This window comes from Chryseobacterium taichungense, from assembly GCF_900109935.1.
Classification (GTDB): domain Bacteria; phylum Bacteroidota; class Bacteroidia; order Flavobacteriales; family Weeksellaceae; genus Chryseobacterium; species Chryseobacterium taichungense.
On record NZ_FOBV01000011.1, the window covers coordinates 68,537 to 84,736 of the forward strand.

At 35.1% G+C, this 16,200-nt stretch carries 19 protein-coding genes; all 19 read left to right on the forward strand.

From position 1 onward, the window contains the following. Positions 1–229: 229 nt before the first annotated feature. The 19 genes from BMW64_RS18435 to tssD (BMW64_RS18525) all read left to right on the forward strand — a co-directional run bounded on the left by BMW64_RS18435 (position 230) and on the right by tssD (BMW64_RS18525) (position 16,190). Positions 230–868 (forward strand): NlpC/P60 family protein, encoded by a 639-nt coding sequence (locus tag BMW64_RS18435; RefSeq protein WP_090001827.1) that lies wholly within the window; start codon positions 230–232, stop codon positions 866–868. A 6-nt stretch (positions 869–874) separates the two neighbouring features. Continuing rightward, complete coding sequence (locus tag BMW64_RS18440) at positions 875–1,849, forward strand: LysM peptidoglycan-binding domain-containing protein (RefSeq protein ID WP_090001829.1); 975 nt, start codon at positions 875–877, stop codon at positions 1,847–1,849. A 1-nt stretch (position 1,850) separates the two neighbouring features. Beyond that, complete coding sequence (locus tag BMW64_RS18445) at positions 1,851–2,330, forward strand: DUF4280 domain-containing protein (protein WP_090001831.1); 480 nt, start codon at positions 1,851–1,853, stop codon at positions 2,328–2,330. A gap of 10 nt (positions 2,331–2,340) precedes the next feature. After that, entirely contained in the window at positions 2,341–2,784 is a 444-nt protein-coding gene (locus BMW64_RS18450) for a hypothetical protein (RefSeq protein WP_090001833.1), read from the forward strand. A gap of 14 nt (positions 2,785–2,798) precedes the next feature. Continuing rightward, positions 2,799–4,346, forward strand: coding sequence for a hypothetical protein (locus BMW64_RS18455; protein WP_143052730.1), 1,548 nt, complete (start codon positions 2,799–2,801; stop codon positions 4,344–4,346). Between the two features lie 18 nt (positions 4,347–4,364). Beyond that, complete coding sequence (locus BMW64_RS18460; protein WP_090001836.1) at positions 4,365–5,291, forward strand: type VI secretion system baseplate subunit TssG; 927 nt, start codon at positions 4,365–4,367, stop codon at positions 5,289–5,291. After that, positions 5,288–6,256 (forward strand): TssN family type VI secretion system protein, encoded by a 969-nt coding sequence (locus tag BMW64_RS18465; RefSeq protein WP_090001838.1) that lies wholly within the window; start codon positions 5,288–5,290, stop codon positions 6,254–6,256. The genes BMW64_RS18460 and BMW64_RS18465 overlap by 4 nt, the downstream gene beginning before the upstream one ends. A gap of 97 nt (positions 6,257–6,353) precedes the next feature. Further along, a complete protein-coding gene (locus tag BMW64_RS18470; RefSeq protein ID WP_090001840.1) occupies positions 6,354–6,740 on the forward strand; it encodes an HU family DNA-binding protein in 387 nt (128 codons plus the stop codon). Positions 6,741–6,923: 183 nt separating this feature from the next. Further along, positions 6,924–8,084 (forward strand): hypothetical protein, encoded by a 1,161-nt coding sequence (locus BMW64_RS18475; RefSeq protein ID WP_090001842.1) that lies wholly within the window; start codon positions 6,924–6,926, stop codon positions 8,082–8,084. A gap of 45 nt (positions 8,085–8,129) precedes the next feature. Then, complete coding sequence (gene tssO / locus BMW64_RS18480) at positions 8,130–8,642, forward strand: type VI secretion system TssO (protein ID WP_090001844.1); 513 nt, start codon at positions 8,130–8,132, stop codon at positions 8,640–8,642. 23 nt (positions 8,643–8,665) lie between these two features. Continuing rightward, on the forward strand, positions 8,666–9,220 hold the full coding sequence (locus tag BMW64_RS18485) for a hypothetical protein (RefSeq protein ID WP_143052731.1): 555 nt from the start codon (positions 8,666–8,668) through the stop codon (positions 9,218–9,220). A 36-nt stretch (positions 9,221–9,256) separates the two neighbouring features. Further along, positions 9,257–9,955: a hypothetical protein gene (locus tag BMW64_RS18490; protein ID WP_090001848.1), complete on the forward strand. Its 699-nt coding sequence runs from the start codon at positions 9,257–9,259 to the stop codon at positions 9,953–9,955. Positions 9,956–9,959: 4 nt separating this feature from the next. Further along, positions 9,960–10,388, forward strand: coding sequence for a GPW/gp25 family protein (locus tag BMW64_RS18495; RefSeq protein WP_090001850.1), 429 nt, complete (start codon positions 9,960–9,962; stop codon positions 10,386–10,388). Between the two features lie 77 nt (positions 10,389–10,465). Next, on the forward strand, positions 10,466–12,292 hold the full coding sequence (locus BMW64_RS18500) for a type VI secretion system baseplate subunit TssF (protein WP_090001853.1): 1,827 nt from the start codon (positions 10,466–10,468) through the stop codon (positions 12,290–12,292). Positions 12,293–12,478: 186 nt separating this feature from the next. After that, entirely contained in the window at positions 12,479–12,928 is a 450-nt protein-coding gene (locus BMW64_RS18505) for a hypothetical protein (protein WP_177175322.1), read from the forward strand. Positions 12,929–12,946: 18 nt separating this feature from the next. Further along, a complete protein-coding gene (locus tag BMW64_RS18510) occupies positions 12,947–14,317 on the forward strand; it encodes a DUF5458 family protein (protein ID WP_090001857.1) in 1,371 nt (456 codons plus the stop codon). A gap of 402 nt (positions 14,318–14,719) precedes the next feature. Beyond that, on the forward strand, positions 14,720–15,106 hold the full coding sequence (tssD, locus tag BMW64_RS18515) for a type VI secretion system tube protein TssD (RefSeq protein ID WP_090001859.1): 387 nt from the start codon (positions 14,720–14,722) through the stop codon (positions 15,104–15,106). Between the two features lie 213 nt (positions 15,107–15,319). Further along, positions 15,320–15,706, forward strand: a complete 387-nt coding sequence (gene tssD, locus BMW64_RS18520; RefSeq protein WP_090001861.1) for a type VI secretion system tube protein TssD — start codon at positions 15,320–15,322, stop codon at positions 15,704–15,706. Between the two features lie 94 nt (positions 15,707–15,800). Next, positions 15,801–16,190, forward strand: a complete 390-nt coding sequence (tssD, locus tag BMW64_RS18525) for a type VI secretion system tube protein TssD (protein ID WP_090001863.1) — start codon at positions 15,801–15,803, stop codon at positions 16,188–16,190. Positions 16,191–16,200 lie beyond the last annotated feature (10 nt).

The window sequence follows — 16,200 nt, forward strand, 5'->3', positions numbered from 1 at the left end:
ACTTTAAAGCATCGTTAAGATAATCAAATATTGTCAAGACATACAATACCCTAATTTTATCAAATTCGTATTTTTTATAAGTAATTTTTCAAAATAATTTAATTTTTAATCCGTAAAAATTAAACATTTCACAGCAAAATGAATATATTTGTCAAATAAGCCTGACTTACTTTATTAAGTATTTCAGCTTTGCAAGTTATTAAAAAACGAATACCATTAAAAACACAAGATGAAAAAAGGTAAATTTCAAATGATCCTTTATTCGCTCTTCTGTACTGCCGTACTATCCTGTGGCGGCAAAAAGTACATTAGGGAAATTCCGTACAGTTATTCCTCATCAGAATTTTCTGAAATATCTCATGAAAAATTGGCCAGTTCACCATATTCAATAGTAGATGATAATCCACAGGGACTGAATGATGATACTTTAAAGATCAAAGAAAAATATTCGATTATCATGGAGGTAATGCCTAATGAAGTCAGGGATTACAAACTCTATTCTTACATTGATCCGTGGTTGGGAACACCTTACAAAAAACAATCGCTGGAAAAACAAAAAGGAGTCGATGCATCATATTTTGTACAGGCATTATTCAGTGATGTGTATGGCGAGACTTTCCCCAAAACACCTGACGGCATATTTCGTTCCAAGTCGCTACAGCTTTTTACCGGTCGAAACTTTTTGAAAGAAGGGGATATTGTCTTTTTTCGATACGACAAATTTCACCCAATTTCTGATGTGGCCGTTTATCTTCACAACGACCGCATTCTGGCGTGTACAGCTAAAGGTCTCAGCATTTATGATTTTAATGATGAATATTTTCAGCTGCGTTTTATCGCTGCAGGAAGATTAAAGGAAAAGAAGTAAGAAATTATGAAAATCCATATGGTAAAAAAAGGAGAAACATTGGAAAATATTATTTCGCTATATAATATTCCTACGATTGAAATGTTACGGTTTTTTCATAACCAAAATGCTCCGAAAGACAGTAATCATATTGGTTTTTCGATTTTTTCCGGGCAAAAGCTTTTTATTCCAGGAAAAAAAGAGATTGATTCAATTATTTCGGAAAGAAAAATAAAAGCGAAAGAATTTTTGGATATAGAGCAGAACAAGCACCTCAATCAGAATCTGAAATTTCCTTTTGTCAACGGAAATCATAAATATAAAGTAAGTCTTCAGGAAGATGGAAGTGATGAAATTATTTTTTTCACTTTACAGACAGAATTTGTGAAAAAAGAAGAAGAATTATATTACCTGAATATCAGACAAAGTGAAATAAATGAAAATGAAAATACAGATAAAAGCTGTGTAGAACTGTTGGCTTCAGAGATCAATAAGAACATTTATCCGCTAAAAGCAGGTATTGATGAAAAAGGATGTATTCGGAAAATCGATGAGGTTTTCTTAGTCCGAAAAAAATGGAATAATAAGAAAGCGGATTTACACGAATTTTTTCCAAGAGAATTTGGAAAGAAAATGCTGGATGATGTTGAGGAAAATTTGCATGCACCGGAACGCCTTGTAAGTACACTTAATCTTAGTATTGTCTGGACATTTTTATTTCGTGCTATAACAGGAAAATATGAAAACGGAAAATGTGAGAAAGAAATTAATCTTATTGATCAATATTCAAAATTTCCAGTACTCAATATAATGGAGAAAAAAATCATTGGTGATGGTAAAACTTTTCAAATCCGTCAAGAGATTTTTGAGCGTAATTCTGATGAAATGAAAGCGAAGGGATTCTATATCCTGAATACGAAAAGTAATATTTTGCTTAACGCAGAAATAAACTTGTTCAATATGCCGGAACATCTGATTCTTAAAATTACAAAAACACAATAATATGGGACAAAAATATTTAGTCTGTCAAGGAGCTATCTGCAAATGCGACTTCGGCTCTGCAACCGATACATTAAAAGTGCTTACCCAAAATAAACATTATATTAATGATCAAGAAGGCAAAACCAAACTGACCGCAACACACAAAGATATCGGTAAAACGTTTGAGAAAAATTCATTCGGAAGCTGCGCCAAGATGAATAACAATCCATGTCAGGCCTTAATAACTGAATGGAGCGGTTTTTACAAAAACATAACATTAGCATATAACGGAGGCGGAAAAGCACTGTTAGAAGACAGCAAAGCCACTTGCCCTATTGGTGGAAAAGATTGTATCAAGATTATAAAGCACGGACAAACTGTAGAAATCAGCAAGCAGAATCTGAAAAATACCAGCTCCACCAAAATACACATCATGAATTCTCTACTGAATATTGATGAATTAATGGATGAATTGGATGAGCAGGAATTAGACGCTTATTAAGAATTACAACATGTCAAAAAAAGGAGTATCGAAAGTATCGGGCAACATCTCTCCTGTAGTAGGTGAAAAACAAGTATACCATATAATAGAATGGTACGCTGATACATCTGTATCTGAAAGAAATCTTGCTGATGTAACCTGGGAGCTCTTTAAAAAAAGAAAAAACGGCCAATTTACATCAACCAATATAAAGAAAAAAGGCGTTGGTGAATTTACATTCGGAGAAACAGCCTGGAAACATACCTATCGATTGGAAGCCTATCTTTATAAACCTGAAGGAGGAGGCCTTATTATTACCCCTAAACCAAGTACGGTTCCGAAAATAAACAAAGTTGAGCTTTATTATGTCGACGATACCAAAGGCAGCACTTTCAGCTTTATGGAAAAACTCAGAGCTAAAGCTTATTGTGTAAACCTTGCAGGAAAAGAGATCATCTTTAACCGAAGAAGATAAAAAACTACCCAAATATGATATTATTGCAGAAAACTCAAAAGAAAGTTCAAGATAAGCGTATGAAGAAAATAAAAAATAGCTTTTTAAGCTATTTTATAATTATTAATTTATATAGCTGCCAAAAAGTAGATTTAGAAAAATCATTTCAAAAAAATGACATTAAAAATCCAAATAGTATGGAGAGAATTTTACAGAAACAAATAAGGAATGGTGCGAATCAGTATATCGAAGAAGCAGGAGTTGCAATTCCTTTATTTTTTGAACAAGAAGATATCGAAGTCGAAATTAATGTTGTTAATAATATTTTAAAAGAATCAGGGTATAAAATTCCGTCTGATAACGAGTTTAAAGAGAAAATAAAAGATATTTTTAATAGAGAAATTATTTATACTTCTAAAAATAAATACCTGTATATCAATTATCTTGATAAATGCAATCATGAGTATTTAAATTATAAGAATAATGGTGTTGATTATTTTGGGACTTATATTATTAAAGAAAATAACTTTATTTCTGACTTTTTCTTTATTCCTGAGCTAATAAATTATCAACAAATATTTCCTCAATTAGTTAGCTTAGAAGAAAGTACTCCCACGGAAAAACGTGACAATAAAGGAAATTCAATTTTAATAGAAAAATGGAGTGATTTAGAGAAAAATACTGATAAGTCATATAATCTAATACTGCGAAGACAGCATAATGTACAAACAATCATTTTCCGTAATAAATATCTCTTCAACGACGAGAAAGCAAGTTTAGTTTGGCTCAAGTTTAATGACAAAACTTTTTTGGAGTCTTTGGTTAAGATTTTTGGCTATGTCAAAAATAAGGAACTATTACAATGGGTATTAGAGAATAACTATAAAAACATAAAGGAATTTGAAAAAATCCTCTGGAACAAAAAATGCGACGGAAAAATAATTTTCAATAAAGAAGTAATAGATTTAATTCAACAGTTTCCAAAAGGAAAGCAGGAAGAATATTTAAATCAAATTAGCGCTTATATTCTGGAAGAGATGCAGAGAACAGATTCTGCATTAAAAAATGATTTTTCTCAAGAAGCCGAAATTTTAGGAAAACTAAGTTACTATGGGGAAAAGATAGGAGAAAAAATCGGTATGCCTTATCAATGTTTCAAATTTCTCACTATACATGAAGGAGGAAAAGAATTTGAGGAAGAATTTAAGAAGCAAAACTATTATAACATTCCGGATTTTAAACAAGTTTGGGATGAGACGAAAACAGGAGGTATTTGGCTTCCTGGAATGGATGAAGCCTCTAATGATAATAACAAAAGTAAAGAACTGAATATTCTCCATCTCTTCGACCGCCCAGATTTCTCAAGCTTTTCCCGCAAGGTCACTGTAAAAGGTAAAATAGAAATATGCTACAATACTTCAGGTTGGGATTTTATAAAAGTAGCCGGAACCACAGGATATCTCCCGACAGAAGAAGCCGGAAAAGAAAAACAAGAAACAGAACAACCAAAACATAGCTTTTTGGCAGATGATGAGCCAACATCAAAAAAGAAAAAAAGCTTTTGGGACAGCTTGCTCAGTTAAATATTTTATTAAACACAAATGAATCATTTACAACATATTTCATCCAACATTAACGCTCTACAGCACGATATCCGTGCAGAGGCTATCATCAATAATCTTATTGAAAGCGGTGGCTTAAAAGCCGATGAGTATATCATTCATAAAGAAGGACAGTTCGCACGAGCCTATCGTTTTGATGTACTCGATACTAAGGTTTTAATTGATGCTGACGAAACGCTTGTCTTCAATCTTTCACGGGATAGTATCTACGATGCATTACCCGAAGGCATATCGCACAGCCCAACAAACGACATTCCCGGTAAAGGAGTGGATACGATGATTCGGGAGCATACTGATCAGAAAAAACAACAAAAGGCCGCAAGGAAGTTTTTCCAGCCCTTTGAAAACGAAATATTTGAATACGGCGTAAAAATAGAGAACTTTGAAAGCAACTTTCTGTTTGAACTGAACGGAAGCAAAGCCCCAGACATGTTCTATACATTCTGGAATATCGACCGGGACTTTCCGCCCATGCTTATTTCAAAATTCATCAGGCTTCTTCCTTTTGCCTATAAGATTGTTGGAAACATTTCTCAGGCCAGCCACATTCTTTCTGCATTACTTGAAGAAGATGTAAAAGTAAATGAAAGACAATACCAGAAATACAGTGATAAAAACAACGAAACAATACTTGGAAGCAGTCGTTTGGGACTGGATTCCATTGCTGGAACGGAATACAATGATTATTCTGAACATATCGAAGTAAAGATCGGCCCTTTACAAAACTCTTCCCTTACAGACTTCATTCATGAAGGGAAAAAGAAAAAATTTACAGACCTGTTTTATGAATATTTCTTCCCTATCGAAATAGAGATTAGCACCATCATTCTTCTTCACGAAGAAGATGAACAATTTGAGATAAGTAATAAAACTGATGCTTTTTTAGGATATAATACATGCATATGAGCAAGATTAAAAAATACTTTACCAATTTGCTTGACCCGCAGCTATTTGTTGTTACCTTAATAATGATTGCAATCTGCATTATCCTTACAATGATATTTGCACAGAAGACAGAAGAGTTTAAACAAAAATACAAGTCCAGATTCTATATCTATGTTTTTTCATTTGCATTTGTTTATGCTATTATTGCTTTATTAGGCTATAACAAACTTTTTCAGGGTAATAATCTGTATGAATTTATTTTTTACCAGATCTGCTCGCTCATCATCGGTATTATACATTGTTCTGCCTATCGTGCCTATTTCGAGAGATTCGGCTCCGGAAAACCGGGTAATGAATATCTTTTTGCCCTGCTATCAGTGTCCTATGCCGCCGTTCCGTTTATGCTTATTTACACGTTTTTGAACGGACCGGATCTCATGTATCTGATGCTGGGTCATTTCATCGTATTTTTTATTCCGACATTTCTTAATGATACTTTCAACCGGGCCATGAGCATCCCTCCCAAAGTGTATGTCACCTGGCAGTTTCCGGAAAATTATAAAGAAAATATCGGACTGTCTGATGACGAATGGAGAGACATGGTGGTTTTTACCTATATCATGGAAAAAGATAAAAATGCCAGGAAATACAGTGTGTATAGGGCTAAGGGCCCGACAAGGATAGATTTCGGAAGGCTCTTCTATAATTTTGTGGCAGACTACAATCAGCGGCATCCGGGCGACCAGATAGAGATAGAAGACGAAAACGGACTCTTCAGCTGGGTTTTCTTTCTTCAGCCCAAATGGTATGAATCTACGAAGTATATTGATCCCAATCTCACCCTCTATATGAACGGAATTGAAGAAAACAGCGTAGTCTTCTGTATGAGGACAGATCGGGTATTAAAAGACAACAAGAAAACAAAGGTTGATTTTGAATTTAACCAGGAGAAAGATCATCAAAATACAGAAAGAGATCCCGATTAATTAGACATCATGAATGATGATACGTAAATCATTTTGAGAACAAATAAACAATACATTAAACTGAATATTAAACTTTAAACCTTAAATCATTTTTATTATGCCAGTAAAGTACAACTTAAGCGAAAAAGGCAATCCGGGAAATCCCGCTGCCCCAAAGAAATTTTATGCTAATGCCAAGTCTTCAGGAGAGGTTACATTTCGCAGCCTCAGCAAAGAGATCGCCGCAGGCTCTACCACCGTGAGCGATACCGATGTTATGGCCGTGTTAAATGACCTTACCAAAGTATTGTCCAGACACCTGTCTGATGGTAAGATCGTACGTTTCGGAGACTTTGGCTCATTCCAGATCAGCTTGAGCAGTGAAGGAGCAGAAACTGCAGAAAAATTCAATATCTCTATGATCAAAGGAGCGAAGATCCTCTTCCGTCCAGGCATTGACCTGAGAGATATGCTTTCCACAGTGAAGTACGAAAAAGAAAAGTAGTCCCTGCCAGAGCCTTCCAGTAAGGGCTTCGCAAGGCATCCAAAAACGTCGAGACGTTTTCCTGAAAACGTTTCGACGTTTTGACCAAAAGGTTTCGATGTTTTCACTAAAACGTCTCGACGTTTTTTAGAACACCAAGAAGGAAAAAATTTATACCATATATTAAAAACTAAAAAACATTTGATGATAGAAAAATTAACGCACTTTCCGGTCAACTGGATAGACGGAATGAAGATCAATAAAACGCACTTTACCACTGTACAGGATTTTGTGAGTGATACGGTACGGGACGCCGTAGGAATTCACACTTCCATGATCGATTATGGACTTTTGCCGGTACAAAATTCAATAAAAATTAATCTGATCATTGATAATCATAAGCTTCTCAGAATAAAAGTGGAAGAATGCCATGCCATCACCCCCAACGGATCAAGAATTGAGATCGGAGGAGGCACTTCAGAAAGCCTCAGCCTCTCTATCCCATATCCTGAAGCGGTGCGTGAACTTAAGGAAAATGAAAATGTCGTTTTACTGGTGTGCATTTCTGTTAATCTGTTTAAAAGAACACCTTACGGAGAGCCAGATCCGGAAGAAAACCCGCCACGCTACCCCTATACCCATCCGGAATATTCACTTCACTTAATTTCAGAAGATGAATTAAACAACACCATCGGTCTTGGAAATCATCATCTTACCATCGGAAAGATTTTGGTAAATGCCGGAGAGTCGAAAATTGACCATAATTATATCCCACCTAGTCTCAACATTTCCAGTCATCATAAGCTTCAGGAGCTGTATATCGAAATTGACCGGTTTTATGGGCAAATCGAACTGTATGCGACACAGATCTCTCAAAAGATTTATGCCAAAAAACAATCTAACAGCCTCGCGCTCATGATGGAAATAATATCTGATAAAGCTTTGAATTATTTAGGCTCGGAGATCAACCGCTTCCGTTGGATGTCACCACACAACTCACCTGCAGGCATGCTGCTGTCAGTGGTAGCTTTCGCAAGAATACTGAAAAACTTTATAGATGCGCGTTCCGGAGCCGGCAAAGAAGAGCTTCTGAACTACTTTGCAGAATGGTGCAATGTAAGTCAGGGTGACTTTGAAACGCTGTTTTCAGATGTGATTAACTCCGATTATAATCATAATCATATGGACAGGATTATAGCAAAGATTATTCGTTTCATGAAAATGCTTGAAGACTTGTTCTCTATTCTCAGCAGACTGGATTACATCGGAAAAAAACGCGATGGAAGCATCTTCGTTTCGGAAAGCAGTGATGAAAAAGATGCGGTTATTCATGCTAAAAGAAGCAGGACTTTCCTGGCCGACTAATCTGAAGTTTAGAAGAAATAAAGTTATACTTAAATATTATAATTCATGGAAGTTTTAAATAAAAGCCAGCGGAGAAGCGCCTATTGGTTTTTTGTATTATTTTTTATGCTCACCGTTTCGATACTTGTGGTTGCTGTCTTCTTCAATGCTTATTTTCCGTTTAAAGAAAACAGTCTTCTCAAAGCTGAAAATACAAGGATGAAAAAGGAAATGGAAACCCAAAATAAATTTTCTTTCCAGCTGGAAAAAGTAAAAGCAGCGGTAGATTCTATGGGGATGCCGAAACAGAATGACTTTTTTAATGAAAAGCTGGCGCTTTCTATCCTCGCCGATATGTACAAACAGCTCCCAAAGGACACCCTGAAGAATAAAAACATGTACAACAATACCATTATGACGTACAAAGATCTGATCGATGCCAAGAAGCAAATAAAGCAGCTTTCAGGAAATCACGCTTTAATGGACAGTCTTAGTACGATCAATAAGATTCTGAAAGAGGAATATGATAAAATGAAAACCGATCTGGATGTGTGCAAACAGCTATACCAGGCTCAATAACGAAAAGATAATAATGACAAGATATGAGATATTGGTTTTTATTCTACCTTTTATTGGGAACAGCATTCTGCAGTGCACAAAATCAGGAGGCTGACAGCACTCAATATGCGCATTTCGATTGTGGGATTATCCAGACCAAACAAAAACTGGATAAGCTTTTTTTTGCCAGTGCTCCTGCAATTAAGCTTCGGGTCAATAATGATGAATTGGTTTATACCACATTTCAGCTCGGAAAAAGAAAAAATAAAATCTATCTCTACCTTAAAATACTAGCAGACAATATCTGTATTAAAAATGATAGAAATGTTGATATCTACTTTAAATCGGGAGAGATAATCACGCTCAACAACGAATATCCGTTGAATTGTGAAGCATTATTTGCCCGACAACTGAATAAAAAAGAAATCCGGAAAATCAAGGAAAATGAAATCTCTATGATCAAAATGTATACTTATACAAAGAATTATGAAATGTATATCAACGACATTCAGAATCAGGATATTCATCATTATATTGACTGCTTATCGGAATATAAAATTAAGAAATCCGATGAAGTAAAGGCTAAGAATAAACAGTAACATGAAGAATAATTAACCCTTATAATCACTACTGAAATGAGTCCACTTCCTCAACTAAATCTTAATTTGGGTATGATCCGTGAAACAAATTCGGCGCTCCCTGAAGAAAACGGAGAACCTATAATCATCCGTACTGATTCGGAATTGAAAAAGCATACGATCACCCTTATCATTTCAGATCAGGAAGTTGGTAGAATTTCTCTCAAAATAGCAGAAAAGGAAATTGAAATACCCACTTATAAGTTAACAGTAACCGATGATAAAACCAATGAAACAGAGGTTTACCAAGTTACGAGAGATACATTAACGTTTGTGAAAAGTAAAACCAGAAAGAGCTTTTTATCATTTTTGGGTTTTAAACAATTCGATAAAACCTCTTTTCTATATGAAAATATTGCTTTTGAACCTCAGCAGGAAGACATTGAAAAATTTGACATTTCAAAATATCGAAAATTAACCCCGGATATACTTACTTATGAGTTTGAAGGCAACGGGCAAAACCTAATGCTTTACACGGGTGATATCAACAGTTTTAGCATACCGAAGCATATTGAAAAATATTTTATCGTTGTAGACGGAAATAATGGCAAAAGTTTCATTGGAGATATTCTGTATCGCGAGAAGTTTTTAAAACTAACTCCAAAAGTGGAACTGCTTCTCATCAAAAGAAAAAGGATCGTTAAGCATTTCGAATATGATGATAAGGGGAAAACAACAAAACTTATCTATTTATAACAAGATGAAAGGAACTTACTACAAATTACCACTTGAGTTTGAAAGTCTGACGGCAAAAAAAGATGCTGATAGAATCTCTTTAGATACATCCATTAGTCAGCACATTTTCTTACTGGCAACGACATCTTTCGGTGAATGTAAATTCGATGAAGCCTATGGCACGGAGATCTGGGAATTGGATTTTGACTTGCTGAAAACGGATAACAGTCTGAAAGATTTTATTTCAGGGGCTTTGAAAAAATCAATCCGCCTGCATGAGAAAAGACTTCATTTAGAAGAGGTAGAAATAAGCATCCGTGATTACAATATTGGAACAGCCGGAAAAAACAGGATGAAAAAAAGAGTAGAAATCGGAATTAAAGGGACCATACTGGAAACCAATCATCCTTTTGTTTTCAGAAACCACTTTTTTGTAGGGCCTCTTTCATATTAGAATTATTTCAATTAAATAAAAATTATTAAGGAAAAACGTTTAGAATTTTGCTTATAGATAAGTAAAGAAAACAACAAATGAATCAGGAAAGAATAAAAAACAGGATATTGAGACGGGCAGCCCGCCTATGGGGATATAATGAACTGGAAGCAGAAAGTTCATTTGACCCTATCGTGGGCTTATTGCTTTCGGCTTGCGCCGCCGAACTGGAAAAGTTAGGATTTGAACTTGAAAGTTCAAGAGCACGGATTATTGAAAGAGTATTGGAGGTCATGTTCCCGGAAGAAGTTTCAGGCATTATTCCTGCAAGAACTGTTCTTCAGGTAATCCCGTTTGAAAACAATGTGAAAATATCACAATATAGCAGTTTTAAAACTTCCATAAGAAAACAAAATATATACAATCCGACAGAAAACACTGTTAAGGAAATTTATTTCAGTCCTTCTATAGAAGCGATCGCCACAACAGCAAGGTTAAAGTATTTTGCTTATGGCGAAATGCTTCATCATGTGGAAAATTTCTTCTTTGATGAAATGATTAGGAAAGCAGATGTACAGCTTCCCTCCGGTGAGCTATGGCTGGGAATACAGTCTGCAGATAAAGAAGACCTCGAAGATCTGATGTTCTTTATAGACATCAACAATACATATCAGGATGAAATCTTCTTTCATTATCTGAAACAGGTAAAAGTATTTGTTGGAGCAAAAGAATATGTTTTTCTAGAAGGGTATAATGTCGAAAGCGAAAACTTCAATCTGGATCGTATTATTACTCAGAACCATTCTGATCTAGATTATATCTATAGTGAAGTCAACCATTATTATCACAAACATTTTTTTACTCTAAAAGGAAAAATCGGATTTTCGGACAGGCCGGAAAAAGAGCAGCTGTTTTTGACAAACTTTCCCACCCATAAAGCCGGTAACGAAGATGATATCATCTGGCTGAAATTCCAATTTTCTGAAGCTATTGTTCCCGAAATATTACAGAATGTACGGTTTGCCCTGAACTGTATTCCAGCTCTTAATATCCGAAACAAAAGCGTAACAAGAAAGATCACAGGAAAAATGAATATCATTCCGATTAATGAAGAAGATCATTTTCTGGATTTAGATTATGTTTCAGAAGAAAATGGTCAGAGACTGGATATCAAGAATTATGAATCCGGAAATTCAGATGCTACGGCTCTTCTTAGAAATGGAGGGGTTTCGAGATTTGATAAGAGAAATGCTTCCGAATTGCTGCAGTATCTTTTAGAACTGATCAAAGATGAGACCGCTGCTTTTGCCGGTATGGGAGGTAATGTAGCTACCGAAATTTTAAAACAGATCAGTCAGAATTTAGCGTCATTACATCAGGTGGCGAAAGAAAAGGAATTCGTACAAACCAGCAATCCATATCTCATCATCGCTTCCGGAAATCCGGATGGAGATTCCAGGTGCACCATCTCCTATTGGTCTACAGCCTCTGAAGAAGCCAATAATGTGAAACCAGCTACCATTCTGACAGCGGAAAGAAACGGAAAAAATATACTTAAAGAAACGGCCATAATGATACGCGCTTCCGTAGGAGGCCGGAAAAAACTTTCTCCTCAGGATAAAATTCTTGAATACCGAAGTGCACTTCTTACCCGTGGAAGAATTGTAACCATTGCCGATATCAGAGCTTTTGGAATGAATCATTTTAAAAATACCATTACGGGAATAGATGTTAAAAAAGGAACTAAAAAAGAAGTGTCCCTGAAAGGTGGATTTAGTAGAACCATTGATATATACGTCGTCAGAAATAAAGAACTTATAGAAACTATTCACGAAACTGAGTGGAAGTATGTATGTGAAAATTTTTTATTAAAACTTAAAAATGTCTCAGCCAATATATATCCTTATCGTTTATTCGAAAAGTAAATATTTTTTTGTACACTGAAAGATTTTTTTATACATTTATAAAAAAGAAAACACACAATGATGAAATCGCATCCATTCTTTGTAATGCCGTAAATTCTCAACTTCCGGCAATTTCTTTGAAAGATTACGATATCATCTTTGACGGCAAAAACGAAACGCTTTAAATAATTTTTAAAACAAAATATTATGCTATCAAAAAACGGAATCGGTGGTAACGAAGTACCATTGGATGCAAATGAAGCCATTACGGAAATCCCGCAGAACAGAACCCTTTTTGCACAAAAACTTACAGCAGATGATCCTGTAAAGCCTGAACTCGTAGAAGGTCTTACCACTGTGGAAAAAGTTTTTGAACACTATAAGCCCGAAATTAAAGTTGATTTTGAAGATGCTAACGGAGCGGTCAGGATGGAAAATTTAAGATTCAGAAACCTGGGAGATTTCGGAACCAAAGGCATCACTTCCCAAAGTGACTTTCTTACAGGCTTGGAAACAGAGAAAGATCAATATCAGAAAATTGTAAGACAGCTCAAAAGCAACAAAATCCTGAAGTCCGCTTTAGAAGATCCTGAAGCCAGGAAAGCATTACATGAGACCCTACTATTACTTATAAAAGAACTCGAAGAAAACAAATAACCAACAACACAAATCGATATGTCACAAAAACAGCAAGAAGCTCAACACATAACGGAAGCTCCTGTTCTGGAGCCTAAAAGAGGATCATTATCTTTGGAGAAATCTTTGGAGAAAATGGCCCGCTACGGAGGGTTTGATCTTTTGGAAACATCCATTGAAAACGTTCAGAATATCAATCCGGACAGAAAGGCAAGAAGAAAAATTTTCCTTACCGAAAAAAGTAAAGAAAAAGAAAGAGATACACTGAAAAAAACACTGGAGCTCTGGGCTGGTGTAATTAGTAAAAGCGATTCTTTACCCGATATGGTAGCACACTGCGAAGATCAGAGGAAATCTGCGGAAGAATTACTTTCTAAAAATCTTTCCAAAGCTGTTGATGCCACACGGGAATTGGAAGGTAACTACCGCACAGTAGCTCTGTTTTACAAAAACACAGAATCGGATAAAGTAAAAAATATTACTGTAGTAAATGCTACATTGGAACAACTGAAAGATCTTGATAATACCCGTTTTATAGATACCATTCACGCTGAACTTTCGGATAACTACGACAGACTTGACCTGAAAAACAATTATGGACTTTTGGTTATCCCGGGATATTTGGGATCTAATACAGTCGTTGAAAAATGGGCGAAGATTGCCCACGAAAACAAAGTAATGCTTGTCACAGATTTTGAACACCTTGACGAGCCCGACGATGTGATGGAAATGTTTGATCAGTCTTACCTCACAGGTGGAGAAATGTATCGTTCTAATATACTCATGACTTGTAACTGGCTGGTAGGAAGAGGAAGATTTGAAGAAATAAATGAAATGGATGATTTATTCGTTCCTCCATCAGGAGCATTGGCGGGAAAAGTCTATAAAACACTGATGTCACAGGTAACTGCAGGAAAAAAGTTTGGTGGAATCAACGAAGTGGAAGGTGTAAAATTTGACCTTAAAAAAAGCGAAATTGCCAACCTTGAAAATATGGGACTTATCCCTATGGTCAATGAGTATGGAAAAGTAATGGCTTTCTCCGGAAAAACATTATTCAATGGTGATAACCTGGGGTTGCAGACATATTCTGTTGTTAGAGTATTTGATTATGTAACTAAAGTGCTTATGGATTTTTTAAACAGAAGAGCTTTCGAAAATTTCACAGCAGTTACCAGAAAAGAGATTATGAATCAGATCGTTAAATTTTTAGACGCTATTACCGGTCCGGGTAAGCTGATTGAAAATTTTGAAATCAGAAAATTTGAACAGGATCCGGTACAAAAAGACCGTATACACCTTGATATTCATATGAAACCTTATTTCCCAGCAAAGAACTTCCTGATCAAAATGGACGGCCATAAAGGTGATGAAGGAAATGAGTGGAATACGGAATATCAACAAAAATAAATTGAAGAATCGCGCTTTGATTAGTGTGGAGGGGGATATAGATCACTGAAAATCCTCTGAAGTTTTTCATAATTTGTGTTTTTTTATTGCACAGGAGCATTAATTGTTCCTGTGTTTTTTTGTTTATTGCTAACTATTGACAACCATAAACGAATATTTACGTCTTGTTTATTAAAATATTAAAAATGCACATAATTAAATAAAATATTAAACAATTATTATTCAATTACATCAATTATATATTAACATAATAAATTTTTTATCTATTTTTTATGAATTTAATTTGTTATTCTACAAATAAATTTTAATTTTGAAAAAAGCTTTTTGGCTATTGTAATCCTCTTTAATAGAGGGATATTCCATTGTTGGTAATATTAAATAATTAAAATAAATATATCAATTATGTCATTTAAGACCATTTTAGAATACGCAGGAACAAAGCGTAACGTTTTATCAGTAGAATTTGGCATGCTACAGGAAACCGACAAAACAGGAAGACCATCTTCCGTTGCCCGGGGTGGCAAAATTCATTTAATTGTAGAAGGAACAGGTGCTACCGACCTGTTTGAATGGATGACCAATTCGTTTGAAAGAAAAGACGGCAGCATTAAATTCATTAAAAGAGACAGTGATGCCGTATTGAAAGAGCTTAAATTCAAAGAAGCTTATATCGTAAAATATACCGAAAATTTTGATGCATCCGGAGAAAATCCGCTAACCGAAGCTTTTGTTCTTTCAGCTAAAGAAATTGAGCTCGGCAATGCCAAGCATGTGAATGAATGGGTATAGGCCCTCTATTATTTATTTAACACAAATGAAAGTACTTTTAAATCAGACAAGACCACAGTTTATTAAAGATAATTTATATCTTATATAAGCTTTCTTTCGAAATTTTCCTTTCAACTATAAAATAATCAACGATTTATTTCTGATTTCAATAAAGAATTCGGAAGGGTATTTTATACAATACATTATAAACATTAATCAAAAAAAATCTTAATTATGTCATTTAAAGCAATATTAGAAGTAGCCGGAAAAAAATACAACATATTAAATGTAAATTACGGCTTATTCCAGGAAACAGACACGACAGGCCGCCCATCTACCATTACAAGAGGAGGTAAAATAGATGTTACGGTAGAAGGAACAGGATCCACAGAATTTTTTGAATGGATGACTAATTCTTTTGAAAGAAAAGATGGAAAAATAGTATTCTTCAAGAGGGATAGTGAAGCAACATTGAAAGAGCTAAAATTCACAGAAGCATATCTTGTGAAACATAAAGAGAAATTTGACTCGGATGGAGAAAATCCGCTTACCGAATCTTTTACCATTTCTTCAAGAAAAATAGAAATGGGAAATGGCGCTTACGAAAATGAATGGGTATAAGTTTCAGAATAAAATGGATGATGAGTATATTATCCATTTTTTCATTAGAACAAATTCCTGCACTACCCTTTTCCAATTGACAAATTAAATAATCATGTCTTTTTTATCAAAATTAGAACTGGATGGTAATACCTATACCATTCTGGAATGTAAATACAAGTTTACACAACCGGTTGATGGAACCGGCAAGCCAAAAGGAATTCCTAAAGGAGGAGAAATAATCATCCGTATCGAAAGTACCGGAAATCCGGAACTTTTAGGCTGGATGCTCGATCATAATCAGGTAAAAAACGGGAAAATTATCTTTTATCGTCGGGATGCAATGAGCAAACTACAGGAGTTGGTCTTTGAGAAAGCTTATTGTATAGAATTTTCTGAGCATTTCAATGCTTCCAATGAAGAACCTTTGCAGATCGAGATGCACCTGGTTGCTAAAAAGCTGAATATCAATGGCGCCATTCACGAGAAAATGTGGAGAGAATAAGGAATAAAAA